Raw genomic sequence first — 23,826 nt, 5'->3', positions numbered from 1 at the left:
CGACCAATGACAAACAGCTGCCTTACTCTTTTCCCCTTCTTCTTTTGCTTTTAAAGCTACAGACTCAGCCCTTCTTTGTAAAGACTATTTTAGGACTCTTGCACATCCATTCAAAGATAGGATGACAAAAAAATCCTTAAGTTGACGGCATTGGGGGTTAGGGGTGGTTGGACCCGGTATAGCAGAAACGGTGATGAAGATGTTCAAAACAGTGTGGCAGAAGATATGTTAATGACTACTCGTGTAGAAGGTCCCCCTTCAAAGGGGGACAAAAGATCTCATCACTCAAAGTGGTACAAAAACGAAACGGGCGTAACATCCGTTACTCACACAACAGAAATCATCACACATGAAGCTACACGTAATAGATACAGGTTTTTTTAAATTGGATGGAGGCGCTATGTTCGGGGTGGTACCCAAAACGCTTTGGCAACGCACGAATCCTGCTGATGAAAACAACCTCTGTACGTGGGCGATGCGCTGCCTGCTTATTGAAGACGGTGACCGGTTGATTCTGATTGACAATGGCTTAGGCGACAAGCAGGACGCTAAATTTTTCAGCCACTATTACCTGCATGGTGATGCGACCCTGGAAAAGTCTTTGCATGCGGCAGGCTTCTCGCATGAGGATGTAACAGATGTTTTCCTGACGCACCTGCACTTCGACCATTGCGGCGGCGGGGTGAAGTATAAAAACAGCGACGGAGCATTGGAACTGACCTTCCCGAATGCGACGTACTGGTCTAACGCAGATCACTGGGAGTGGGCTACTAAGCCTAATGCGCGGGAAAAAGCTTCTTTTCTAAAAGAGAATATTCTGCCGATGCAGGAGAGCGGGCACCTGCAGCTCATAGACACTGCCGCACCGTCGCCTTTCTCTCAATTTGACATCTTTTACGCCAATGGCCACACTGATAAGATGATGGTGCCTATTATTTCGTACAAGGGCCGCAAACTGGCTTATATGGCCGACCTGATTCCCTCTGCCAGTCACATTCCCTTGCCTTATGTGATGGGGTATGACATACGCCCTTTACTGACGCTGGATGAGAAGGCGACATTCCTGAAAACAGCTGCGGATGAAAATTATGTGATGTTCCTGGAGCATGACCCGGTAAATGAGTGCTGCACCGTGCAACACACTGAGAAAGGCATCCGGCTGGCTGATACGTTCAAATTAGCGGAAGTATAAGGTATGCGCGTAGGGTTGGCTTTATCGGGTGGGGGAGCCCGTGGTATTGCGCATCTGGGTGTTCTGAAGGCGCTGGATGAGTTGGGAATAAAAATCAGTATGATATCGGGGGTGAGTTCCGGGGCTATTGCCGGAGTGATGTATGCCTACGGCTTTACGCCGGACGAAATTCTGAAGCTAATAAAGAATCTCAGCGTATTCAAGATTATGCGCCCGACTTTCGGGAATGCAGGCCTGATGCACCTGGAGGAGATAGAGAAGCTTTATAAAACTTATTTGGGAGCAAATGCTTCTTTCGAAGACCTCAAAATTCCGGTGGTGGTGGGTACCACAGATATGAATGAGGGCACCAACGTCTATTTTTCCTCTGGCGAGCTTATCAAACCCCTGATAGCCACTTCAGCCGTTCCGATACTCTATAAGCCTGTTGAGTACAAGGGAAAGCTGCTTAACGATGGTGGCCTTCTGAATAATTTACCTGTAGAACCACTTCATAACAACTGTGACATCAAAATAGGTGTGCATGTAAATCCAGTTAACCACCAGGCACAGGTCACCAGTTTGCGGGGAATGATAGAACGGACGGTACTGCTAGCCATCAACAACAACATCAAGCTGCGCCTGCACCTCTGCGATCTGTTCCTGGAACCGCAGGAACTCCGGTACTACCGGCTCACCAATTTCAGGAAAGCAGATGAAATTTTTAAGATTGGCTACGACTACACGATGCATATGGAAAAGCACCTGCGCAGCCTGATAAATAAGTAGCTGCATGAGGCAGACTCATTTTTCCTTTATACTAGAGCAAGTTGTCAAGCCTTATCCTGTCTCGCAATTCTTCTGGAGTATCACATCTATGGGAATTCTGCCTTTGAGAATAGGGCCTCTCTATTCTCAAACTAAAAATTTTACTGCTTTAATTATGGCGTGTATGGCGCGAGCCTCCTGTCTCGTGTTTACTATCCTACAACCTCTGGCCGCTTTGATTAATAGAGGCTACATGATATTAATCACGAGCCAGGAGGCTCGCGCTATGAAAGATAAAGAATAAAACGGCCCTACCATCAGGGAAACAACCTTTTCTACGGCTGGTGCTAATTACTATAATAGTGCCTAAGCTGATTTTTCGTGAGCCGAAAAGAGCCAACAACGTCAACAGTCTACTTTCATCTGGATGGGAGGGAGGCGTATGTTTGAACTGTTTCTGTTTACACCTTTTTGATTGTCCTCCTCAAATTAAAGTGCCTGATATATAATGTAATGAATATTTTTTTATAATTATACGATACTTTTTATCGTTGTTACGTATAAAGGCACCGAGCCCTTAAACCTAACCTTACACCCTTATGCGAAAATTTTTACTAGTTGCCTTTCTGCTTTTTAATTTTTCAGTCTATGCCCAGGAAAACCTTAGCCATATGGTTCCTGCTAAGGTGAAACATGGTTCTCTTTTAATTGGCGGAACGCTCAGTGCCTCCGCTTATAAAACAACTAGAGAGCTTTATTTACCGCTGGGAGCAGAAGAAGGAACCAACATCTTAGCTTCTCTCAGAACGAAGAACGGCTACTTTATAGACCATGATTTTGCTGTTGGTATGGTTGTGTCTCTAGAGCACGAAAGCTTTAGCACTGCAGTGGAGGAAGGAGAAGATGAAAAATTCCGCCGGACGATGCTACTCTTCGGCCCTTTTACCCGCTATTACCTTGATAATGGCGTGTTCGGTGAGTTATCGCTTGAAATTGGACTACTGAACTTCTCTACCGGACAGAAAACGAATTTATTTCAAGGAGGTCTTGGCATTGGCTATGCACACTTCATTAACGAAAAAATTGCGTTAGAACCTATCCTGTCGTTCAGATACTTCAGGGAGTGGGAAGGTGAAAAGTCAAATGTTACCTTAGGTCCTATGTTAGGCTTTGGTGTCCAGGCTTATATCTGGCGTAAGCGTGCGCACGTGATCAAGGAGGCCTTGTAAAAGCGGATTTTTGTGCGTATTTATGTGGCTTCAATTGCTGCTAACATATGCCAGATGTAGTTTCGGCTACTCGAATGCAGCTTTCGCACATATTTTTAAATGATAGCCAAACTTCTTTCCAAAGCCCTTTTCAAACTTTCAGGTTGGAAACTAAAGGGAAACCTGACTCCTGAAAACCGCCGCTGCGTCATGATAGCGGCACCACATACCAGCAACTGGGATTTTGTATATGCCCGCGCTGCCTTCTTTCTTATGGACGCACCGTTGCGTATCACCATCAAGAAAGAGTTTTTAGATTACCCGATTGTAGGCGGCCTGCTTAAGTCAATGGGCGCTTTACCTGTGGATCGTTCTAAAAACACGAAGATGGTGGATGCTATGATCCGAATCATAAAGGAAACACCAGAGGACATATGTGTGATGGTGACGCCGGAAGGAACCCGCAAGTACCAGCCACGCTGGAGAAGGGGTTTCTATCATGTGGCAGAGGGAGCCGGTGTTCCTATCGTGCTGGGCTACCTGGATTATGCCAAAAAAGAAGCAGGCGTTGGCCCTTCCATTTATCCCTCCGGAGATATAGAAGCAGACTTGGAAAAGATCAAAGCCTTCTATCGTACCAAAATAGGTAAATTTCCAGAGCAGGGGGTAAGGTGACATTTATCAGTTGTCATTTATTAATTGATAGCAGATGAGTGGAGGCTGTATCTTTGCCGCTTCTTTTCAAGCAAAGCTCATTATTTGTCGTTTCGACCATCGGGAGAAATCTGGCTGAAGAAGATGTATCTGGAACAGATCTCTCCCGATGGTCGAGATGACAATAAGGAAGAACACATATCAGAAACAGAGAGGGCAGCTATATCAATAGCTGCCCTCTCTGTTTTAAGTGTTAATTGATAAATGACTACGCTATCTGGCGAAGGTCTACAGGGATAACCCTGGATATACCGGCTTCTATCATGGTGATGCCGTACATGACGTCTGTAGAGGCCATGGTGCGCTTGTTATGGGTCACCACGATGAACTGCGAGTCGTTTGAGAACTTGCGGATGATGTTGTTGAATTTGTCAATGTTGGCATCATCAAGTGGGGCGTCTACTTCATCGAAGATACAGAAAGGTGCCGGCTTGAGGAGGTAAATGGAGAAAAGCAGGGAAATGGCTGTTAACGTTTTTTCTCCTCCAGAAAGCTGGTTGATGGTTAACGGCCGCTTTCCTTTTGGCTGTGCCATAATTTCAATTTTGGACTCCAACGGACTCTTCGGGTCTGAAATGACCAGGTCGCAGTTGTCTTCTTCTGTAAACAGGCTGCGGAACACCAGCTTAAAGTTGTGCTTGATCTGCTCAAAGGCACTCATGAACTTCTCCTTCGCCACCATGTCGATTTCGTTGATGGTGTCGATGAGGATGTTTTTGGCGTTGATGAGGTCGTTGCGCTGCTCTGTGATGAAGGTGTTGCGCGCTTCTATTTCAGCGTAAGCATCGGCGGCCATGGCGTTTACAGGACCCATCTTGTCCAGTTGCCCTTTTACGGTGGAGATGTGCTGGCTCAGTTCTTGGGCAGAAAGCGGTATCAGCAAGTCTTCTTCCGGAACAGGCGTGGCGAAGTCTTCATCCGAAATACTGAACTCTGCCGCAAGGCGCTCTTTGATGGCAACGAGCTTTAGCTGCGTATCGTTCTTGGCTTGTTGCATGCGCATCAGGAGCTCGTCAGAGTTCTGGCGCTTGCGCTGCAGCTCCCTTATCGTCTTTTCCTTCTCATCCAGCTCTCCGCGCAAACTAAAGTATTCTTTCTCTATCTCTTCCAGTTCCTGGCCAAAAGCTTTGCGGGCATCGTTCATGGTTTCCACGACTGCCTCATTCTCCTCTACAAAAGTAACTGCTTTAACGATTTCTTCCTCTGCCTTTACCAACTCCTGTTTCAGCTGCGTAATGCGCTCCTGGTTTGTTTCTACTGTTTTCTGCTTATAGCTGATTTCCTGTTGCAAACTGGCAAAGCGGTTTTTCAACTGGTGAAACTGGATGTTCTCCTGATTATACCTGCCGGAAATTATCGAAATCTGCTCCTGCTGGCGCTCTATATAGGAGGTGTGCACTGTCAACTCTTCCTCCAGTCGCTTTAGCTCTTTCTGGTCAGCTTCTGCCTGTGGAGAAACGTCTTCGCTTTGCTCACGCAATGCCAATAGCCTTTCCTGTAGCTCATCTTTCTTCTGGTCGAAGTTGCGGAGGTTCTGCTGGTGCTGCTCGTGTTTGATGCGCACGGTGAGCAGGTCCTGCTGTTGCTTCGCCACCTCTTTCTCCAGTTGTTTGATAACGTCCTTCTGCGACTCGTTTTTGTAGTTCTGCAGAATCTGGTTCTGTGTATTCACGCGGCCCTGCATCAGGTCCACCTGCTTTGTCAGTTCCTCCACCTCTTCCGCCAGCTTTTCCAGGCTTTGCTTACGGCCCAGGCGGTTCCCATCAAACAAACCAACAGAACCTCCTGAAAGGCTTAAAGGCTTGCGTATGGCGCTACCATCTTTCAGAATGATGGTTTTATAGTCGCTGTCGTACAGGTTTTCATCGCTGTCGTCGGAGATGTACACGTTGCGGAGCATGTACTTCATCAGGCCGCTGTACTTTTTCTCCGCTGATACCACTTCGTATCCCGCTTTCAGGTCGCCCTCGCTGTAGGTGGCGGTTGGTTCCAGTTCTTCAATCTCGGAGAGGATGATGAAATTTGCACGGCCTTTGTTCTCGCTCTTCAGCAGGGCAATGGCTTCCACGGCATCCTGCAGCTCATCCACCACAAAGAAGTTCATGTAAGGCTCCAGGTAGCTTTCGATAAGCGGTTTATAATCAGGCTCACAAATCAGAATATCAGATAGGAGAGGAGCAGGCTTTGACCAACTCTCGGACTTGCTCAGGTACTTGATAGCCTCCGGGAAACCCTCCATGTTCTCTACCAGCGACTTGGTCAGGTTATACTGGTTCTGCTTTGCATCTAAGGCACGGTTCAGCTCTACCCGCTGTGTCTTTAGCTCTTCTATATTGGCCTCGGTGGCTTCTATGTTCTGCTGTAGTGTTTCTTCCTTTGCCTGCAGGCGCACCAGCTCAGATGTAGTATCTTCGAGCGCAACCTGTGCCTCCTGCAGCTGCTCCTGCAATACACGGCCGTCTTCATCTGCGGTCTGCTGCTGCTGGTGCAGGCGCTCCAGTTCCTGGTTGATGTTCTGTATCTGCACCTGGCTTATCTCCAGGGATTTGCTCAGTTGGTATACTTCATTTTGCTTTGCCTTCTGCTTTTGTGTCAGGTCCTGAAACGTATCCTGCAGGGTTGCTTTCTGCTCATTGGCTTCCTGCAGCTGCTCTTTTAGTTCGCTCACCTGCTCTTCGGCAGTAGCGAACTGGTCCTGCACTTCCATTAACTCATCCCGAAGCTCCAGTATGCTCTCCTGCGTATGCTCTATATTTGCCGTGTCCTGGCTTATCTGCTGGCGCAACTGCTGCATACGCTCTTTCAGGTAAGAACTGCGTTCTGCATTCAGTTTGATTTCACTTTCCAACTGGCGTAGTTTGGCCGTTTGCACCTGCATGGTTTTCTGCATTTCGGCCAGTTTTTCCTGCGTTACGTTTAGCTCCTCCTTCTGGTCGGCAATGGCATCTTCAGCTTCTGTTACAGTACCTACATACTGCTCTTTCAGCTTGTTTTCCTGCTGCACATCCTGCTCCAGGCGCTCCAGGGTGTTCTGGTACTGAGAGATATTACGGCGGGCAAAAGCCAGGCTATGCTTCTTATAGTCTTCCTTTAATTGGAAGTACTTAATGGCCTGTTTAGCCTGCCGTTCGAGTGTTTTCATGTTCTTGCCAATCTCGTGCAGCACGTCCTCCACACGCTCAAGGTCGGCATCTGTTTCCTCCAGTTTTTTAAGCGTCTGCTTTTTCCGGACTTTAAATTTGGAGATACCGGCAGCTTCTTCAAACAGGAGCCGGCGGGAATTTTCCTTATCGTTTAGAATCTCGTCTACCATTTTCAGCTCGATAATGGCATATGAGTCGGAGCCAATCCCCGTGTCGAGGAAAAGTTCGTTGATGTCTTTGAGGCGGCAGGCCACGCCGTTCAGCATATACTCGCTGTCGCCGTTGCGGTAGTACTTGCGCGTGACAGTGACCTGGGAGTACTCTGTCGGCAGAATGCCTTTGTTGTTATCGAAGGTAATGGACACCTCAGCCAATTGCACCGGTTTCCGGGTTTTGGAGCCGTTGAAGATAACGTTCTCCATCTTATCGGAGCGGAGGTTACGGGTTTTCTGTTCGCCCAGCACCCAACGTATTGCGTCCACGATATTGGACTTCCCACAACCGTTCGGCCCCACTATACCTGTAATACCATTGTCGAAGTTAATGACGACCCTATCGCCAAAACTCTTGAAACCTTTAATCTCTAATTTTGATACCTGCATTCGCGTGTGCGGAAACTCTTTGTTCTAAACTCAAAAATAAGACGATTTTTGATACCATCGTATTTTGCACCGGTATATAAGTGAACAGATACAGGTATGAAGACAAATGGCAAAGGATAGTATTGATTTAAAGCATTGATTATCTGATTGGTGGAGACGCTATGCCTGTATTAATTATAGTGCGGTTTTTTGTTCTGAGCATTCTTTGTATGTGATTTGAGAATTTTTCGTACGGATAGGTCGTGGCCTAATGCTGCAACTTAGGTAAAAAGCAGCTAAACTGTCATCTCGAGCAACGCGAGAGAACTGACTTATTACGGGATCATGAAATATAACAGATTTCTCACTCTGTTTTAAATGACAGCACTGGTTATTTAAAGCTTCTGCCTGGCTTAATTCCGACAACTGTATATTTTTTTCTTTATATTTGAGTAGAAAGAAACACATGGAAGACTATTATATCATACTATATGCGCTGGCAGCGGTCATCTATTTTATCTTCATGCAATGGCGTAAAGCTTTCAATTCGCCCAGTGATGATGCTGATGTAGAGGTTCCTCCACAGGAGCGAAGGCCGCAACAACCCAACAGGCCTCCTATTTCTTTTGAGGATATACTACGTGAACTGCAGCCTAAAATGGAGCGGGCAGAGGAGCGGGGGAAGTCAATTGTTGAAAATGCAAAAGAGAAAGCCCAGCAAGTAGCCGGGCCGGTAGCTCCTGCGCCAGAAGCGCCTCCTAAGTACAGGAACTACGAAACGGAAGTACCCATGGTGATGTCGTGGGAGCGGAAAGCAGCGGAAAGAGAGGCAGCCAGGCAGTCTGAGGAGATTCGTCAAAGGCTGTTCAAGGCAGAAACCGAACAGGTAAAGAAAAGTAAATACGCGAAGCTTTTACAGAACCCTACTACTGCCCGTGATGCTTTTGTACTGACAGAGATTTTCAAGCGGAAGTATGATTGAAAACTTTAACTAACGTTTCGCAAGAGTCCCAGCGGGACGACCTGTTGATAGAAAAAAGGCACAGTATTCTTTAGCTCCAACGGAGCGATCTGTTGGGGATATGTTAACAGGCCGCTCTGCTGGAGCTAAGGGTGGTTTTTCACCATCGGGCTATTAACATGTCGTCCCGCAGGGACTCAATGTTAATAATGTCTGATGTTTTGTAACCTTAGTTATATTCTAATTATAGTGAAAGCTGTTATCTCAAAAATATATATAACCCAAGTTGCGATTAAAGTTTTTGTAGCTGAAATGAATGCACGCCTAACACCCAATACCTTCAACTTAAGCATTATTTTGTCATTTCAAACGCAGTGAGAAATCTGTAATGTTGCAGAGCCATGAAATAACCCAGATTTCTCACTGCGTTCGAAATGACAATCTAGCTACTGTGACTTTTAAGTTGACGGCATTGCCCTTAACCCTTCCGAGGAGGGGAATTTTCTTATCAGGCCGAAATCCCCCTTTTGGGAGGAGTTAGGGGTGGGTCTTCGACGTAGTGAAATTTGCATATCGCTACTTATGTTATATAATATGTGCTCGTCTGGAGACCCGCACCCACTATATGAACACCTGAACACCGGTTATATATAGGCGCAAAAGCTCTTAAATAGCTTTCATCTTAGATAGGCTGTGTCAGGGCGAAAGTTACGATATTAGCGCCCATTCTCAGGGCCTGCTGTCTTACTGTCTCAGGATCGTTGTAGATATCCTGATCTTCCCATCCGTTGCCTAAATCTGTTTCATAAGTATAAAAGCACACTAAGCGGCCTTCATGGATGATGCCGAAGCCTTGTGGTGGCTTGTTGTCGTGTTCGTGTATTTTAGGAAGCCCGTTGCTGAAAGTGAACTTCTGTCTGTAGATAGGATGATCATAGGGAAGCTCTACAAATTCATACTCCGGAAACACCTTTTTCATTTCCTTCCGGATATACTGGTCCAGACCATAGTTGTCATCAATGTGCAGGAAGCCGCCGCTGAGAAGGTAATTGCGGAGATTTTGCGATTCTGCATCTGAAAACACCACATTTCCGTGCCCCGTCATATGAACAAAAGGGTAGGTAAACAACTCCGGACTTCCTACTTCTACCACGGACTCATCACTGGCAATGTTCATGTTCAGGTTTTGATTGCAGAACCTTATCAGGTTGGGCAAGGATGTTTTATTCGCATACCAGTCTCCACCGCCGTTATACTTTAACTTAGCTAATCTAAAGCTATGGCTTTGAGCATGTAAACCGAAAGTTAAAAATAGTATTGCAGTTAATACTAGCAGGGCGTGTTTCGTATATCTTTTGTGCATCGGAATATCTTTGTAGCATTCATTTATTTTCTGTGGATATAATATAGAGTGAGCATCTTCTCTCATATATATTCTTCGTTAGGCCTCTGGGCCAATCAATTTATAAATTCAACATCTTTACTGAACACAAATTTTAAACTTGCGCCAGTGAAATGGAGATTGCAAAGGCCCTGCCATTTTAGAAATAATGAAAAGATTCCTATAACAGAGTTTTTAGTATAGACCAATAGTCCTTTGTCTTTTGTCTGGAAATCCTTTAACCCTGCTACCCCTACAACGGTGCATAGATGTCGTGCAGTACATTCAGCGTATGGCAGGCGACTAACGCTGCGGTCTCGGTACGTAGCCTGCTTTTTCCGAGGGTCACAGGCTTTATACCTGCTTTATACGCAGCGTCTATCTCTCCGGCAGAAAAATCTCCCTCAGGGCCAATGAGAATACAATGCGGCTTTCCGTACTGATAGTGTTCCTTTATGCTTTTTGTTGCATCATCTTCTAAATGAGCGATAAAAGTATGTTCCGGGAGTGACTTCTGAACAAAACGGTGATATGGGGTCATTTCATTCAGAAGCGGCAGATACCCTTTCTGTGACTGCTTCATGGCACTTACCGCAATTTTCTCCAGCCTGTCCAGCCGGAGCTGCCGGCGCTCGGAGTGTTCGCATAGTAGGAAGGTTATTTCACTCACGCCAATTTCAACCGCTTTCTCTATAAACCACTCCATGCGGTCCATGTTTTTAGTAGGAGCCACGGCTATGTGTGTAACGTGTGGCAGCTTGCCATATTCTATCTGTTTGTCTATTACCTGCAGCTGGCACTTTTTCTGGTTAGCCTCCTGAATAATGGCCGTATACATGCCCCCGACGCCATCCACGAGGTATACGGTATCGCCCTGCCCCAGGCGCAGCACACGCGTGCAGTGCTTTGATTCCTCTTCACTTAAAACATAGAAATCCGTGTGAACGTCAGGTGTGTAAAACAAATGCACTTTAGATGAATTTTGAATAGGTTGATGATTAGACTAATAGCTAAATTACTTAAAAGAGCCCATAAGTCTCCTTTAGCTTATCATACGAATCTATACATTTTGTGCCTATTCCGGAAGAGATAAATAAAAAAGCCTCTCTGCACAGTGGCAGAGAGGCTGTAAACTAGTTTGCTTCTTGTTATGCTGTTTCTTCTATGAGTGGTGCACCTGCCATAATTTCCTCGTTGGCAAAGTCTGCATACTTCTGGAAGTTCTTTACGAATTTAGACGCAAGATTTGTGGCTTTCGCATCATATTCTTCTTTGTTGTCCCAGGTGTTGCGGGGATTCAGAATTTCAGATGGCACGTTAGGGCAGGAGGCTGGTATTTCTACACCCAAAATAGGATGTTGCGAGTACTCCACGTTATTCAGTTCCCCATTCAGTGCTGCTGTCACCATGGCGCGGGTGTATGAAAGTTTCATGCGGGAGCCCACACCATAGGGGCCACCGGTCCAGCCAGTATTGACAAGCCATACATTTACGTTGCCTTTTTCCATCTTCTTGCCAAACATTTCGGCATACTTTGTTGGGTGCAGCGGTAAGAAGGCGGCGCCAAAGCAAGCGGAGAAGGTTGTTATAGGTTCTGTTACGCCTACCTCTGTGCCTGCCACCTTCGCGGTGTAGCCGGATATAAAGTGGTACATAGCCTGGCTTTTGTTCAGCCTCGATATAGGAGGGAAAACGCCGAAGGCATCAGCGGTGAGGAAGAAAATATTCTTTGGTATGTCAGCGATAGAAGGCTCTATGGCATTCTCAATGTGATAAATAGGGTAGGCGGTACGCGTATTCTGCGTAACTGACCTGTTGGTATAATCCACTGTTCGGGTGCCTTCGTAGAAGCGTGTATTCTCCACAATGGCGCAGAATTTTATTGCATCCCAAATTTCCGGCTCTTTTTCCCGGGTCAGGTCTACCACCTTTGCATAACAGCCGCCTTCAAAGTTAAAGACACTGTCTGCTGTCCAGCCGTGTTCGTCATCACCTATCAGTCCTCGGTTAGCGTCTGCTGAAAGCGTTGTTTTACCTGTTCCGGATAGTCCGAAGAAGATGGCCGTGTCACCTTCTTTTCCAACATTGGCAGAACAGTGCATCGAAAGGGTGTTCTTTTCATGCGGAAGGATGAAATTCAACACTGAAAAGATACCTTTCTTCATTTCACCGGCATAACCTGTACCACCAATCAGGATGATGCCTTTTGTAAAGTTAATAATGGCAAAGTTTTTCTGGCGTGTGCCGTCTGTTGCCGGGTCAGCTTCAAATTCCGGCGCACAGATAATGGTGAAAGCAGGGGTATGGTTTTGAAGCTCTTCTTTAGGTATTCTCATAAACATGTTGTAGCAGAACAGGTTATGCCACGCCTGCGTGTTAATGATGCGCAGGTTCAGGCGGTAATCCGGGTGAGCCCCTGCATATGCATCGCGCACGTACAGTTTCTGGTTTTTCAGGTGCTTGGCCATCTTGTGCTGCAGGTTGTCGAACTTTTCCGAGTCGAAGGGTATATTGATATCTCCCCACCACACGGCATCTTCTGTCTTGGCGTCTTTTACAATAAAACGGTCTTCGGGTGAGCGTCCTGTAAACTTTCCAGTGTCGCACATCAGTGCGCCGGTGTTGGTGAGAAAACCCTCCTGGTTTTGAAGGGCTTCTTCTACCAATTCTGCCGGGCTTAAGTTCCAGCGTATATCTTTAGCCTCTTTTATGCCTAAGGATTCAAGATCTGCTGTATTTGGTTTATGTCCAGATTCTTTCATGAGATTTTTAATCTTTTATACAAAAGTGAGTGGTTACTTTGTGCTGTCAAAAGTAGTCAAATATTATGAAATTCATAATATCAAATCTTAAACTGATTAAAATATTATGAGTTTCATAAATTATTAACTTCCAAAACTTTTCTTTACTCTATATAGTGTACGTGCGCGACCCATACTAGTATATGGAGTATAGACACAATCCTCCGGTGTTTTACCCGAAGCGCCTTGTATGGCTTCATGTCCAAAGGCAGCAAAATTTGTTTTAGAGGTTATAGGTTCGTATTTTTAAAGATATTTTGAGCAAACCTTTTATAAAAATCTATCTTTTTATATGTCAACATCACAGAATATTTCGGGTGGGAGGGCACCTAGCTTTGTAGATCCGCAGGGTAACCTGTTCGGCCATCCCAAAGGACTGATGGTTTTGTTCTTTACCGAAATGTGGGAACGTTTCAGCTATTATGGCATGCGCGGCATTCTGGTGCTGTTCCTGGTGTCTACCACAAATGGAGGCTACGGCTGGTCAAACGAAGAAGCGCTGGAGCTCTATGGTACCTACACTGCGCTGGTATACCTGATGTCAATACCGGGAGGTATTCTGGCAGACAAATTCCTGGGCCAGAAGAAAGCCGTTATCATAGGAGGCTTTACGCTTGTGGCAGGTCACTTGCTGATGGCGTACCCACCTGAATGGGCTTTTTACACCGCTTTGTGCCTTATAGTTGCTGGAACAGGATTACTAAAGCCAAACATTTCTACGATGGTTGGTGGCCTATACCGCGAAAATGACAACCGCCGCGACTCTGGCTTCACCATTTTTTACATGGGCATTAACCTGGGCGCCCTGCTTGCCTCTCTTATTGTGGGTTATGTAGGTGAAACCTACGGCTGGCATTATGGCTTTAGTCTTGCCGGTTTCGGTATGGTGTTGGGTCAAATAGTGTTTATATGGGGCCGTAAGTTTCTGAAAGGGGTAGGCAACCTGACAACTAAGGCCGAAAAGGATGAGGACAGGACTTTCACCAAGTCAGAAGGAGCTGCTTCTCGTGGCTTTATGGGCTTTACCAAAAATGAGTGGGACAGGATAATTGTTATATTGATCTCTTTCATTATTGTACTGGTATTCTGGGCTTCTTTTGAGCAGGCAGGTGGTCTGATGAACCTGTACGCATTACAATACACCGACCGCTACGTGTTAGGATGGGAGGTACCGGCAAGCTGGCTACAGGGGCTGAATGCTTTCTTCATCATTACCTTAGGCGGCATAGTGGCTGCGATTTGGGTGGCATTAGCGAGACGTGGTAAAAACCCACCTTCCATTTTTAAAATGGGTCTTGGTACTTCCATTCTGGGGATTGGCTTTATCTTTATGGTGTTTGCCTCCCTGCAGCGCAATGCGTCGCCAGATGGTTTGTCTTCACTGCACTGGCTTGTATTTGCTTACCTTTTTCATACAATAGGGGAATTAGCCCTGTCGCCGGTTTCACTTTCTTTTATCACCAAGGTAGCGCCTAAGCGCATCGTCGCCTCTATGATGGGTTTGTATTTTGCAGTTACAGGAGCCGGTAACTACGTTGCCGCCTGGATAGGTATTTGGGCGCAACGCCTGGGAGAGTTGGAGAACTTTATGTCTATCGCCGCTTTTACAATAGTACTAGGTATTATCCTGATGGTGCTGACGCGCAGAATAAATAAGCTGACGCACGGCCTGGAAGATCAGAAACAGGAAGAAGAAGAAGCGCAAACTGGTCAACTGCTCGAGAAGTCAGCTCAATAAGCGCAGCTTCTTATTAGAGAAGGCCACAGTATCAGAATGGATGCTGTGGCCTTTTTGTTTGCCCCTAAAGCAGCGAGCATATGCTTGATGTGATGTAAAAGGTAACTTACACTAAAAAGAATGCGGATTGGTTTAATAAACTTCTGGCATAGTTCCAGCGGGGCGAGTTGTCTGATTGTCTGGAAGCACATTAGGTCCAGAGGAGCGACCTGTGAATAAATTCCAATAGGTCGCTACTCTGGAGCTAAAGAAGCAACAGGGTTTTTCTATTAACAGGCCGTTTCGCTGGGACTCAATTTAGCAGGTTTGGCTTTGAGTAATGCGCATAAAGGCTTCTACTTAAGCTATCTGATAGATCATACTATATAAATCAAAAACCCCTGAGCCAGTAATGACTCAGGGGTTTCCTTAATATTATGGGAGTTGATTACATCATGCCGCCCATGCCGCCCATGCCACCTGGCATAGCTGGCGCACCTTTATCTTCTTCCGGATCTTCAGAAACTACACACTCAGTAGTTAACAACAGACCAGCAATAGAAGCAGCGTTCTCAAGTGCCAGACGAGTTACCTTCGTAGGGTCGATGATACCAGCTGCGAACATGTTCTCATATTTGTCGTCGCGGGCGTTATAACCGTAGTCAGTTTTGCCTTCTCGAACAGCCTGTACTACTACTGAACCCTCGCCACCAGCGTTATAAACAATGGTTCTAAGTGGAGACTCCAGGGCAGTTTTAATAATCTGCACACCTGTCTGCTCATCAGCGTTATATACATCAATGTTGTTCAAGGCGTCGATTGCGCGGATAAGGGCAACGCCACCACCTGCTACGATGCCTTCTTCAACGGCAGCACGTGTTGCATGCAATGCATCGTCTACACGGTCTTTCTTCTCTTTCATCTCTACTTCAGTAGAAGCACCGATGTAAAGGATAGCTACACCACCAGACAGTTTCGCAAGACGCTCCTGCAGTTTCTCTCTGTCATAGTCAGATGTAGTAGACTCCATCTGAGACTTGATCTGGTTTACACGCGCCACGATATCGTCTTTCTGACCGGCACCGTTAACAAGTGTCGTGTTGTCTTTGTCGATGATAACTTTCTCTGCCTGACCTAAATACTCAAGGGTTGCGTTCTCCAGTTTATAGCCACGCTCTTCAGATATAACTGTACCACCTGTCAGAATGGCGATGTCTTCCAGCATTGCTTTTCTTCTGTCGCCGAAGCCAGGAGCTTTTACAGCGGCAATTTTCAGGGAGCCACGCAGTTTGTTCACTACCAGTGTCGCCAAGGCTTCACCGTCTACATCCTCAGACACAATTACAAGGCCTTTACCAGTCTGAACCACTTGCTCCAATACAGGAAGCAGTTCTTTCATAGTAGACACTTTCTTGTCGTAAATCAGGATGTAAGGGTTGTCGAATTCTGCTTCCATTTTCTCTGCGTTGGTCACAAAGTATGGAGAAAGGTAACCGCGGTCGAACTGCATACCTTCCACAGTCTTCACTTCAGTTTCAGTACCTTTAGCCTCTTCTACAGTAATTACACCGTCTTTACCAACTTTGTCCATTGCATCGGCGATCATTTTGCCGATTTCAGCGTCGTTGTTGGCAGAGATAGTACCTACCTGAGAGATTTCAGATGAGTTCTCAATTTTCTTAGACTGGGAGCGAAGGTTCGCTACTACCGCATGAACGGCTTTGTCGATACCACGCTTCAGGTCCATTGGGTTGGCACCAGCCGCTACGTTTTTAATACCGGCAGTGTAAATGGCCTGCGCCAGTACAGTAGCTGTAGTAGTACCGTCACCAGCCTGGTCAGCTGTTTTAGAGGCGATTTCTTTTAACAGTTGTGCACCCATGTTTTCAATAGGGTCTTTCAGCTCGATTTCTTTCGCAACTGAAACACCGTCTTTTGTAATAGTAGGGGCACCGAATTTTTTGTCGATGATAACGTTACGGCCTTTAGGACCCAACGTAACTTTAACTGCATTTGCTAATTTGTCAACGCCGGCCTTAATCTTGGTGCGGGCGTCTGTATCAAATGTGATGTTCTTAGCCATAGTTTAATATACTTTTGGATTACGATTTACAGAAAATGAATTAAAGGACAGCCAGGATGTCAGACTCGCGCATGATGAGGTAATCGTTACCGTCTACGGCGATCTCTGTTCCTGCGTACTTGCCATACAACACTTGGTCGCCAACTTGTACCTGTGGCTTCAGCAGGGCTCCCTGCTCAGAAGTTTTGCCTTCACCAACGGCTACTACCTCACCACGCTGTGGCTTCTCTTTGGCAGTGTCAGGAATGATGATGCCTGATTTTGTTTTCTCTTCTGCAGCAGCAGGGGCTACAATAACTCTGTCTGCTAATGGTTTAATGCTGATTGACATATGTTTTTGTTATTAGGTTATATTGTTTAGAAATGAGTTAATAACACTACTGCTCTATCAATTCCTTTGCCAAGACACGAAAACTGACATATTAAGCCATTTTTTCAGCGTAAAGCGCCATATTTTCCGTCAAGTATGGCAGATTCTGCCATAAGCAGGGAACTTTTTTCGATTTAGCTGACAAGATTGGTAACAGCGGTAAACAAAAAAGCCGACCTGAACGATCGGCTTTTGAAAAATTTTATGGCGTATAAACTAGACGCTTATTGCGCAGTGTCTATCATCTCAGGAATGTCAGCTGCATCCGGAATAATGGCAGCGCTGTCTTCTCCTGCTACACCAGTACCCGGGAAGGCAGGACCAGCAGGAAGCTGCGACTGACGAGCACGTTCCTCGTTTACGCTTCGTATTACGCTCGAATCACCGGCAGTGTCTACTATCATATGCGTACCTAATGTTAGTACTACCAAAGTAATAGCGAATCCCCATGTCAGTTTCTCTAACAGGTCTCCGGTGCGCTTCACGCCCATTAACTGGCTGGCGCCGCCGCCGCCAAACTGGCTTGAAAGGCCACCCCCCTTGGGGTTTTGAGCGAGTACAACTAATACCAGCAGTACGCAAATAAAGATAATGATACTGATAAGGGCGATATACATCTTAGTTTGTGTTTTGTAATTTTTCTATCTGTTCGGCAAAGTAACTCTTTTTTTCCGGATTTTTCAAAATGAGTTGCTCATATATTTTGATGGCCTTTTTTACCTTTCCCTGGTTCAAGAAGATATTGGCAAGGCTCTCTGATGCAATGCCTTTTTTAATCTTTGAGTTCCGTAAAGACAGATCTTCCTGCGGTTCCTGCTTCAGTTTGATGTTGTTCATCGTTTTCAGGCGCGGGTTCTGTTTCAGGAACTGATCGATGATATTGAGTTGATGATGCAGGGAAGGAGCTTTCAGTTCCTCTGGCTTCTCCTCCAGTTCATGGGTCTTGCAATACTCCAGAATCAGTTCAGGATGGAAGCCTGATGGTCGCTGTCGTGTTACCTCATCCTTTAACTGCAGCACTTCTCCCATGCGGCTGGAGGACATCCAATAACCAATGGCGTCATCGGCGTACATGCGATCAATATCATCAAATGAATAATTGATAGGCGCTTCTTCTGGTGCCGCCGCAATTATCTGCCTGTCATCGGCAGGAACAACATCTGCATGGTCGGGTTCAGGTGAAATGTGCGCTACAAGAGCGGGAGAGGAGGTAGTGTCTTCCAGCACATACATTCCCTGTGCTGGAACAGGGCTTTCCTTAGTTATAATTTGAGCCAGTTCATCATTTGCCTCTCTGAAATCATCCGGAAAGATGACATGGCCTGGCTGCTCTTCTTCTTTTGCAGCTGTATTTGTATCCGGCTTTTGCGCCAGAAGGTCAGTAAAGGAAGTATTCAAGCTGTTGATAGTAAGCAGCTCGGCCAGCTCATACGGAATCAGCTCGTCAGTTTCTTGTGTTGCCTCCGGGCTTTCTTCTTCCAGGTTTTCAACAGCATCAACATTTTCAGATGGTTCGGCTATGGCTTCAGATTTATCTTCTTCTATATATAGATTATCTTCAGCTGCTATCTCCTCCGGAATATGTGCTGCTTCCTCGGCTACTATTTCATGTTTGATAGCTTCCTTCTGTAAGGTATGAAGTGATATAACTGCTTCAGCAACAGGCGTGTTAATGAGGTCATCCTGATGTGTTTCTGCAGCTGCTGTTGATTGACTTTCAACAACCTTCGGAGTTGTTTCTACCTGTTCCGCTACCATTGGCTCCTCAAAAACAGGTGCCGCTACCGGAGAGGTATAAATAATACGCTTCAGCACCTGCCGGTTTGTGGCATAGGCGGAAGCCCGACGCAGGCGCTGCGTAGAAAGCATACTGCCCTTGTCGTAAGCTGATTTAGCCAATAGAAGATGAGCCGTCTGGCAGTACGGGAAAGTAGCGGCCATCTTCTCCAGTTCTTCTGTTTGCTGGTCAGAGATACTCGCTGCCTGTTGGATCAGTTCAAGAAATGCTGACTTGTTCATGCTGGCTAAGCTACTTAAATAAAAGGGGGATTACCAATCTGCCACTGTTTTGTTGAATACGTCTGTCACTAAACGTTCTGACAGTTGCTCTATCTGTAATGTACTTAGCTGTGTAATATCCAGATCCTGCGGAAAATCCTGCGAGATAGTAAACGTTTGGTCAAAATCTTTTTCTGGTTGCTTCGTATTAGTAAAGCGCACCTGCATCCCTAAGGTCAGGCGGTTCAACCCGGCTATATCATTCTGGCCCTCCCGCTGAATGGCAGCGGGTGAGTAGTTAAAGGAAACAATTTGTCCTTCTAACTGCAAATCTCCTTCGGTCTGCGTTACTATCAGGTTAGTGTTGCGGCGGTAATAATCGGTGAAATTATTTGTTACTACCTGTGTCAGGTTAGCAGGACCTTCTCCGGTCAGGTTTTCGAAATTTTGTATAGAAATAGTCTTTACATCCGGAGGTATGGTGGTGCCGGTGAAGGAGTAAATACCACAGCCACTGCATATTAGCAGTAACAGGGTTAAAGCAAAGCTTACATGGCGCAGGTTAATCTTCAATGTCATACTGTTTTAATTTTCGGTAAAGGGTACGCTCCGATATCCCTAAATCCTGGGCAGCATATTTCCGCTTGTTATTATGCTTTTTGAGCGCTTTCAGGATAAGTTCTTTTTCTTTGTTCTCCAATGAGAGGCTTTCTTCCTCATACTCGTGCGGAATATCCTCTACTTTCTGCTCTTCGTATTCCTGCACCTGTGCTCTGTTAACGGGCAGGTAGTACGGTTCCTTGTGCAGAGGCTCCTGTGGCTGATAGGTACGGCCGTTGCCGTTGTACTGCTCTATGTTCTCGAAAAGGTGGCCGTGCTCTTTCAGCAGCTCCTCTTCGTTTGGCTGATGTGTTGTAATCATATCAAAGACCAGCTTTTTAAGTTCTGACACATCGCGCCGCATGTCAAACAACACTTTATAGAGCAGATCCCTCTCTGAGTAGCTGTGCTCGCCGCTTTGCTCTTTTGCCAGCACGGCAGGCAGGTTGCTTTTTACCTGTTCCTGCGGCAGGTACTGCCGCATTTTCTGCCCGTCCACTTCCCGGTCATACTCCAGCACTGATATCTGCTCCACCATATTCTTTAGCTGGCGGATGTTTCCGGGGAAAGGAAAGCGTATCAGTTCATGCACCGCATCCGGCGTCAGGGTAATCGGTTTTACTTTGTATTTCTCCGAAAAATCAGCCGCAAACTTGCGGAACAGCAGGTAGATATCATCTCCACGTTCACGTAAAGATGGAACCGTGATGGGCACCGTATTCAGGCGGTAGTAAAGGTCTTCCCGGAACCGCCCGTTCTCTACTGCTCTTATCAGGTTCACGTTTGTGGCAGCTACCACACGCACATCCGTCTTCTGCACTTTTGAGGAACCTACCTTAATGAATTCACCGTTTTCCAGCACCCGTAACAGGCGCGCCTGCGTGCCTAAAGGCATTTCTCCAATTTCATCCAGGAAAATGGTGCCTCCGTCTGTTACTTCAAAATAACCCTTACGTGCTTCCTGTGCACCAGTAAAAGAACCTTTCTCGTGCCCGAAAAGCTCAGAATCTATTGTGCCCTCTGGTATGGCACCACAGTTAATAGCAATGAACTGGCCGTGCTTGCGAGGGCTCAGTTGGTGAATGATCTTCGAGAATGATTCTTTACCACTACCGCTTTCCCCGGTGATAAGCACTGTCATATCTGTAGGTGCCACCTGTACCGCCACTTGTATGGCATGGTTGAGCAGTTGCGAGTTACCTATAATGCCAAAACGCTGCTTTATACTTTGTATATCAATATTGCGCATGTAATTTAGTGTGCTAATGGGTAAATGTGCTAATCCCTTCATTTTTAATGTGCTTCCTCTGGAGAGATGCTATCGTTCTATGAGCACATTACCTTATTAAGAAATTAGAACATTAATCTATGGCTTTCCCGAAAAGGGTGCCTACGCTGCAGTCGTGCACGAACACGTTCACGTAATCGCCTTTTTTATAATGCTTCTTATCGAAGATGACGACTTTGTTCTGGTCGTTGCGCCCGCTCAGCTGCTCATCCGATTTTTTTGAGAATCCTTCTACCAGCACCTTGTGCATCCTGCCTACATCCAGCTTATTGCGGTTTAGGGAGGTTTCGCGTTGTTTTTCGATAATTTCGGCCAGGCGTCGCTTTTTCACTTCCAGTGGAATATCGTCTTCTAGTTTGCGTGCAGCCAGTGTGCCTGGTCGTTCAGAGTAGAAGAACATATAGGAGTAGTCGTACTGCACATAATCCATAAGCGTGAGGGTTTCCTGGTGCTCTTCTTCGGTTTCGGTGCAGAAGCCGGCAATCATATCAGAAGAAATACCGCACTCTTCACCTAAAATTCTTCGAATAGCATCTACGCGGTTCAGGTACCAGTCGCGGTCGTAGGTGCGGTTCATCAGTTCCAGCACACGGGAGTTGCCGCTCTGGGCTGGCAGGTGGATGTATTTGCAGATGTTGTCGTACTTTTTGATGGTGTGCAACACCTCATCGGTAATGTCTTTGGGGTGCGAAGTAGAAAACCGGACACGCATGTTAGTATCCACCAAGGCTACTTTCTCAAGGAGCTGTGCGAAGATAACTTTTTCGGTACCGTCTTCTGAGGCCCATTTATAAGAGTCTACGTTCTGGCCCAGCAGCGTAACTTCTTTATAGCCCTGTTCTGACAACGCCTGCGCCTCACGCAAAATGGAACTGGCATCGCGGCTGCGCTCTCGTCCACGGGTGAACGGCACCACGCAGAAGGAGCACATGTTGTCACAGCCCCGCATGATTGAGATGTAGGCGCTTACCCCGTTGCTGTTCAGGCGGATAGGGTTGATGTCAGCATAGGTTTCTTCCCGTGAAAGCAACACATTCACGGCCTTCTGTCCGCCATCCACTTCACTTATTAGGTTTGGAAGGTCGCGGTATGCATCCGGGCCTACCACCAGGTCTACTATCTTTTCTTCTTCCAGCAGGGATTTTTTCAGACGCTCGGCCATACAGCCCAGTACGCCCACCATCATTGCCGGCTTTTTTTTCTTGTAGTAATTAATCTGACCTAAGCGGTTCCGAACCGTCTGCTCTGCCTTTTCGCGTATAGAGCAGGTATTCAGGAACACCAGGTCAGCCTGTGCGATGTCAGCAGTCGTATCAAAACCTTGTTCAAACATGATGGATGACACAATTTCGCTATCGGAGAAATTCATCTGGCAGCCGTAGCTTTCTATGTATAGCTTGCGGCCCTTACCCGTGTTTGTTTCCGCAGTTACCTTTGTGTCGCAGGCTGCAGCTTGCTCCGGTGTGCGGTTGTCTATAAAATCTAAATCTACTATTGGATCCATGCTATCAAATTACAGCTGCAAATATACGATAATCTCCTCTAAAAACGTGACAGAATGACAGGTGCTTTTTTAATTATGAATTAGAAATTCCGAATAAACGTGAGTTCCTTCTTTATCTATTGATATTCAGGTATGACAGATAGGGTTTTGAAACACAATAAGTTCGACACCACTTATTCATCATTCATCACTCATAATTGAAGGCGCGAGCATCAAGCCTGTCCAAGCACTTTTAAAATGGCCTGCGCCTTCAGCAGGCATTCTGCATACTCCTGCTCCGGAACCGAGTCGTAAGTGATGGCGCTACCAACCATAAAGGAGAGGTATTTTTGGCTGGAATTATACTGAATACTGCGGATAACCACATTAAAATCACAGTCGTTGTTCTGCTTTATGTAGCCAAAAGCGCCTGAATACAGGCCCCGCCTGGTTACCTCCAGTTTCTCTATGTGCTGCATAGCGCTTATCTTGGGTGCGCCTGTCATACTCCCCATCGGGAAAGCTCCTTTAAGTGCATCCACCAAATCCTTTTCAGGCCGCAGTTCCCCTACAATGGTGGACATCATCTGCGACACTTGCTTAAAGCCGTAAATGCCGAACATTTCCTCTACCTGCACGGTTCCGGTGGCACAGGAATGACTTAAATCATTTCGTACCAGGTCCACAATCATCATGTTCTCAGCCAGTTCTTTTTCATCGTGGCGTAACTGGTGCTGCAGTGTTGCGTCTTCCTGTGGTGTTGCCCCGCGCCGAATAGTGCCTTTAATAGGTTGTGATATGAGTTTCTGGTTTTCTTTCTTCAGGAATCTCTCTGGAGAGGCACAGAGCAGGTATTTGTCCTGGCACTTTAAATAGCCTGAAAACGGAGTAGGTGAAGTTTCGTTCAGCGCCAGGTATAAGGGCAGTGGTTGAAGCGCTATGTTCTCCGCATAAAATTCAATGCAGTAGTTTAGTTCGTACACCTCGCCCTCCAGGATATGCTGCCGTATGCGCTCCACATCGTTTATGTATTGCCTTTTTGCTATCCGCTGCTTTACTTCTATATCACCGGGTGTGGCAGGGAAAGGAGCAGGCGTTGCTATTATTTCAGCTTTAGCTGAGGTTATATTGTCATCTTTACTGTAAACACTTATGCTGTCTTGCTTAAAGTACATGTATAGGGTAGGAGAGAAGAAGTGCAGGAGAGGGAATTCTATATTATCAGCGTTTTTGCTTTGTAGTTTCTCCACCTGGTTCTTCAAATCATAAGTAAGGAAACCGCAAAGAAGTGGGTGATTCTGCTGCAGTTCCTGTCGCAGGCTGTTAAATGCATCTTCCTCTCGAAGCGATAGCGACGCATCAGACGAAAAAGCCAGCAGGTGCTCAAACCCATCATGCGGATAAGGTATATTGTTTGGGTTATAGTAGGCTACGTGGGGGTGCTGGTCGGCCCAGGCCAATGCTTTCAACCTGAATTCCTCCAGTGAGACAGGTAATTCAACGGCCTTGATTTCTGCTGAAAACATGTGTTTTTATTCTAAAGATAGGGTAAAGACTCG

General features: G+C 46.2%; 18 protein-coding genes. 6 read left to right on the top strand and 12 right to left on the bottom strand.

The window, feature by feature from the left end; translation table 11 throughout:
* The first annotated feature begins 349 nt into the window (after positions 1-349).
* The 4 genes from E1919_RS13580 to E1919_RS13565 all read left to right on the top strand — a co-directional run bounded on the left by E1919_RS13580 (position 350) and on the right by E1919_RS13565 (position 3,822).
* On the top strand, positions 350-1,192 hold the full coding sequence (locus tag E1919_RS13580; protein ID WP_162053941.1) for an MBL fold metallo-hydrolase: 843 nt from the start codon (positions 350-352) through the stop codon (positions 1,190-1,192).
* Between the two features lie 3 nt (positions 1,193-1,195).
* A complete protein-coding gene (locus E1919_RS13575) occupies positions 1,196-1,960 on the top strand; it encodes a patatin-like phospholipase family protein (protein ID WP_162053940.1) in 765 nt (254 codons plus the stop codon).
* A gap of 650 nt (positions 1,961-2,610) precedes the next feature.
* Positions 2,611-3,168 carry a hypothetical protein gene (locus E1919_RS13570; RefSeq protein ID WP_162053939.1) on the top strand — a complete coding sequence of 186 codons (558 nt, stop codon included), beginning with the start codon at positions 2,611-2,613 and terminating at the stop codon, positions 3,166-3,168.
* A gap of 99 nt (positions 3,169-3,267) precedes the next feature.
* Positions 3,268-3,822, top strand: a complete 555-nt coding sequence (locus tag E1919_RS13565; RefSeq protein WP_162053938.1) for a 1-acyl-sn-glycerol-3-phosphate acyltransferase — start codon at positions 3,268-3,270, stop codon at positions 3,820-3,822.
* Between the two features lie 247 nt (positions 3,823-4,069).
* On the opposite strand, the gene smc is transcribed toward E1919_RS13565, so the two are convergent.
* Entirely contained in the window at positions 4,070-7,606 is a 3,537-nt protein-coding gene (gene smc, locus E1919_RS13560; RefSeq protein WP_162053937.1) for a chromosome segregation protein SMC, read from the bottom strand.
* 445 nt (positions 7,607-8,051) lie between these two features.
* Between smc and E1919_RS13555 the strand changes: the two genes are divergently transcribed.
* Positions 8,052-8,567 carry a hypothetical protein gene (locus E1919_RS13555; RefSeq protein ID WP_162053936.1) on the top strand — a complete coding sequence of 172 codons (516 nt, stop codon included), beginning with the start codon at positions 8,052-8,054 and terminating at the stop codon, positions 8,565-8,567.
* 661 nt (positions 8,568-9,228) lie between these two features.
* Here E1919_RS13555 and E1919_RS13550 read toward each other — a convergent pair.
* The 3 genes from E1919_RS13550 to pckA all read right to left on the bottom strand — a co-directional run bounded on the left by E1919_RS13550 (position 9,229) and on the right by pckA (position 12,689).
* On the bottom strand, positions 9,229-9,909 hold the full coding sequence (locus E1919_RS13550; RefSeq protein WP_162053935.1) for a DUF4159 domain-containing protein: 681 nt from the start codon (positions 9,907-9,909) through the stop codon (positions 9,229-9,231).
* A 271-nt stretch (positions 9,910-10,180) separates the two neighbouring features.
* Positions 10,181-10,897: a 16S rRNA (uracil(1498)-N(3))-methyltransferase gene (locus E1919_RS13545; RefSeq protein ID WP_162053934.1), complete on the bottom strand. Its 717-nt coding sequence runs from the start codon at positions 10,895-10,897 to the stop codon at positions 10,181-10,183.
* A 178-nt stretch (positions 10,898-11,075) separates the two neighbouring features.
* Complete coding sequence (pckA, locus tag E1919_RS13540) at positions 11,076-12,689, bottom strand: phosphoenolpyruvate carboxykinase (ATP) (RefSeq protein ID WP_162053933.1); 1,614 nt, start codon at positions 12,687-12,689, stop codon at positions 11,076-11,078.
* 331 nt (positions 12,690-13,020) lie between these two features.
* Here pckA and E1919_RS13535 point away from each other — a divergent pair, with 331 nt between their 5' ends.
* Positions 13,021-14,466, top strand: a complete 1,446-nt coding sequence (locus tag E1919_RS13535) for a peptide MFS transporter (protein ID WP_162053932.1) — start codon at positions 13,021-13,023, stop codon at positions 14,464-14,466.
* 427 nt (positions 14,467-14,893) lie between these two features.
* Here the strand turns inward: E1919_RS13535 and groL are convergent, their stop codons facing one another.
* From groL to E1919_RS13495, 8 genes are all read right to left on the bottom strand, one after another.
* Entirely contained in the window at positions 14,894-16,528 is a 1,635-nt protein-coding gene (groL, locus tag E1919_RS13530; RefSeq protein ID WP_162053931.1) for a chaperonin GroEL, read from the bottom strand.
* Positions 16,529-16,568: 40 nt separating this feature from the next.
* Positions 16,569-16,859: a co-chaperone GroES gene (gene groES / locus E1919_RS13525; RefSeq protein ID WP_202915911.1), complete on the bottom strand. Its 291-nt coding sequence runs from the start codon at positions 16,857-16,859 to the stop codon at positions 16,569-16,571.
* 263 nt (positions 16,860-17,122) lie between these two features.
* Positions 17,123-17,515, bottom strand: coding sequence for a preprotein translocase subunit SecG (secG, locus tag E1919_RS13520; protein WP_162053930.1), 393 nt, complete (start codon positions 17,513-17,515; stop codon positions 17,123-17,125).
* A gap of 1 nt (position 17,516) precedes the next feature.
* Positions 17,517-18,917 carry a hypothetical protein gene (locus E1919_RS13515; protein WP_162053929.1) on the bottom strand — a complete coding sequence of 467 codons (1,401 nt, stop codon included), beginning with the start codon at positions 18,915-18,917 and terminating at the stop codon, positions 17,517-17,519.
* Between the two features lie 30 nt (positions 18,918-18,947).
* On the bottom strand, positions 18,948-19,475 hold the full coding sequence (gene lptE, locus E1919_RS13510; RefSeq protein WP_162053928.1) for an LPS assembly lipoprotein LptE: 528 nt from the start codon (positions 19,473-19,475) through the stop codon (positions 18,948-18,950).
* Complete coding sequence (locus tag E1919_RS13505; protein ID WP_162053951.1) at positions 19,459-20,745, bottom strand: sigma-54 interaction domain-containing protein; 1,287 nt, start codon at positions 20,743-20,745, stop codon at positions 19,459-19,461. Before E1919_RS13505 ends, lptE begins: the two co-directional genes overlap by 17 nt.
* Before the next feature lie 112 nt (positions 20,746-20,857).
* The gene (gene miaB / locus E1919_RS13500; protein ID WP_162053927.1) at positions 20,858-22,288 is read right to left on the bottom strand and encodes a tRNA (N6-isopentenyl adenosine(37)-C2)-methylthiotransferase MiaB; all 1,431 of its coding nucleotides are present in this window, start codon (positions 22,286-22,288) and stop codon (positions 20,858-20,860) included.
* Between the two features lie 212 nt (positions 22,289-22,500).
* Positions 22,501-23,793: an anthranilate synthase component I family protein gene (locus tag E1919_RS13495; protein WP_202915910.1), complete on the bottom strand. Its 1,293-nt coding sequence runs from the start codon at positions 23,791-23,793 to the stop codon at positions 22,501-22,503.
* Positions 23,794-23,826 lie beyond the last annotated feature (33 nt).

The organism is Pontibacter pamirensis, from assembly GCF_010015475.1.
GTDB lineage: Bacteria > Bacteroidota > Bacteroidia > Cytophagales > Hymenobacteraceae > Pontibacter > Pontibacter pamirensis.
Note: the sequence above shows the minus strand (reverse complement) of the source record. Positions and strands in the feature narration are given on the sequence as shown.

Coding starts and splice junctions, on each gene's coding strand:
- E1919_RS13575 (WP_162053940.1), top strand. CDS start 1,196: ATGCGCGTAGGGTTGGCTTTATCGGGTGGGGGAGCCCGTGGTATTGCG.
- groES (WP_202915911.1), bottom strand. CDS start 16,859: ATGTCAATCAGCATTAAACCATTAGCAGACAGAGTTATTGTAGCCCCT.
- E1919_RS13565 (WP_162053938.1), top strand. CDS start 3,268: ATGATAGCCAAACTTCTTTCCAAAGCCCTTTTCAAACTTTCAGGTTGG.
- groL (WP_162053931.1), bottom strand. CDS start 16,528: ATGGCTAAGAACATCACATTTGATACAGACGCCCGCACCAAGATTAAG.
- lptE (WP_162053928.1), bottom strand. CDS start 19,475: ATGACATTGAAGATTAACCTGCGCCATGTAAGCTTTGCTTTAACCCTG.
- miaB (WP_162053927.1), bottom strand. CDS start 22,288: ATGGATCCAATAGTAGATTTAGATTTTATAGACAACCGCACACCGGAG.
- smc (WP_162053937.1), bottom strand. CDS start 7,606: ATGCAGGTATCAAAATTAGAGATTAAAGGTTTCAAGAGTTTTGGCGAT.
- E1919_RS13580 (WP_162053941.1), top strand. CDS start 350: ATGAAGCTACACGTAATAGATACAGGTTTTTTTAAATTGGATGGAGGC.
- E1919_RS13515 (WP_162053929.1), bottom strand. CDS start 18,917: ATGAACAAGTCAGCATTTCTTGAACTGATCCAACAGGCAGCGAGTATC.
- secG (WP_162053930.1), bottom strand. CDS start 17,515: ATGTATATCGCCCTTATCAGTATCATTATCTTTATTTGCGTACTGCTG.
- pckA (WP_162053933.1), bottom strand. CDS start 12,689: ATGAAAGAATCTGGACATAAACCAAATACAGCAGATCTTGAATCCTTA.
- E1919_RS13495 (WP_202915910.1), bottom strand. CDS start 23,793: ATGTTTTCAGCAGAAATCAAGGCCGTTGAATTACCTGTCTCACTGGAG.
- E1919_RS13570 (WP_162053939.1), top strand. CDS start 2,611: ATGGTTCCTGCTAAGGTGAAACATGGTTCTCTTTTAATTGGCGGAACG.
- E1919_RS13535 (WP_162053932.1), top strand. CDS start 13,021: ATGTCAACATCACAGAATATTTCGGGTGGGAGGGCACCTAGCTTTGTA.
- E1919_RS13550 (WP_162053935.1), bottom strand. CDS start 9,909: ATGCACAAAAGATATACGAAACACGCCCTGCTAGTATTAACTGCAATA.
- E1919_RS13555 (WP_162053936.1), top strand. CDS start 8,052: ATGGAAGACTATTATATCATACTATATGCGCTGGCAGCGGTCATCTAT.
- E1919_RS13505 (WP_162053951.1), bottom strand. CDS start 20,745: ATGCGCAATATTGATATACAAAGTATAAAGCAGCGTTTTGGCATTATA.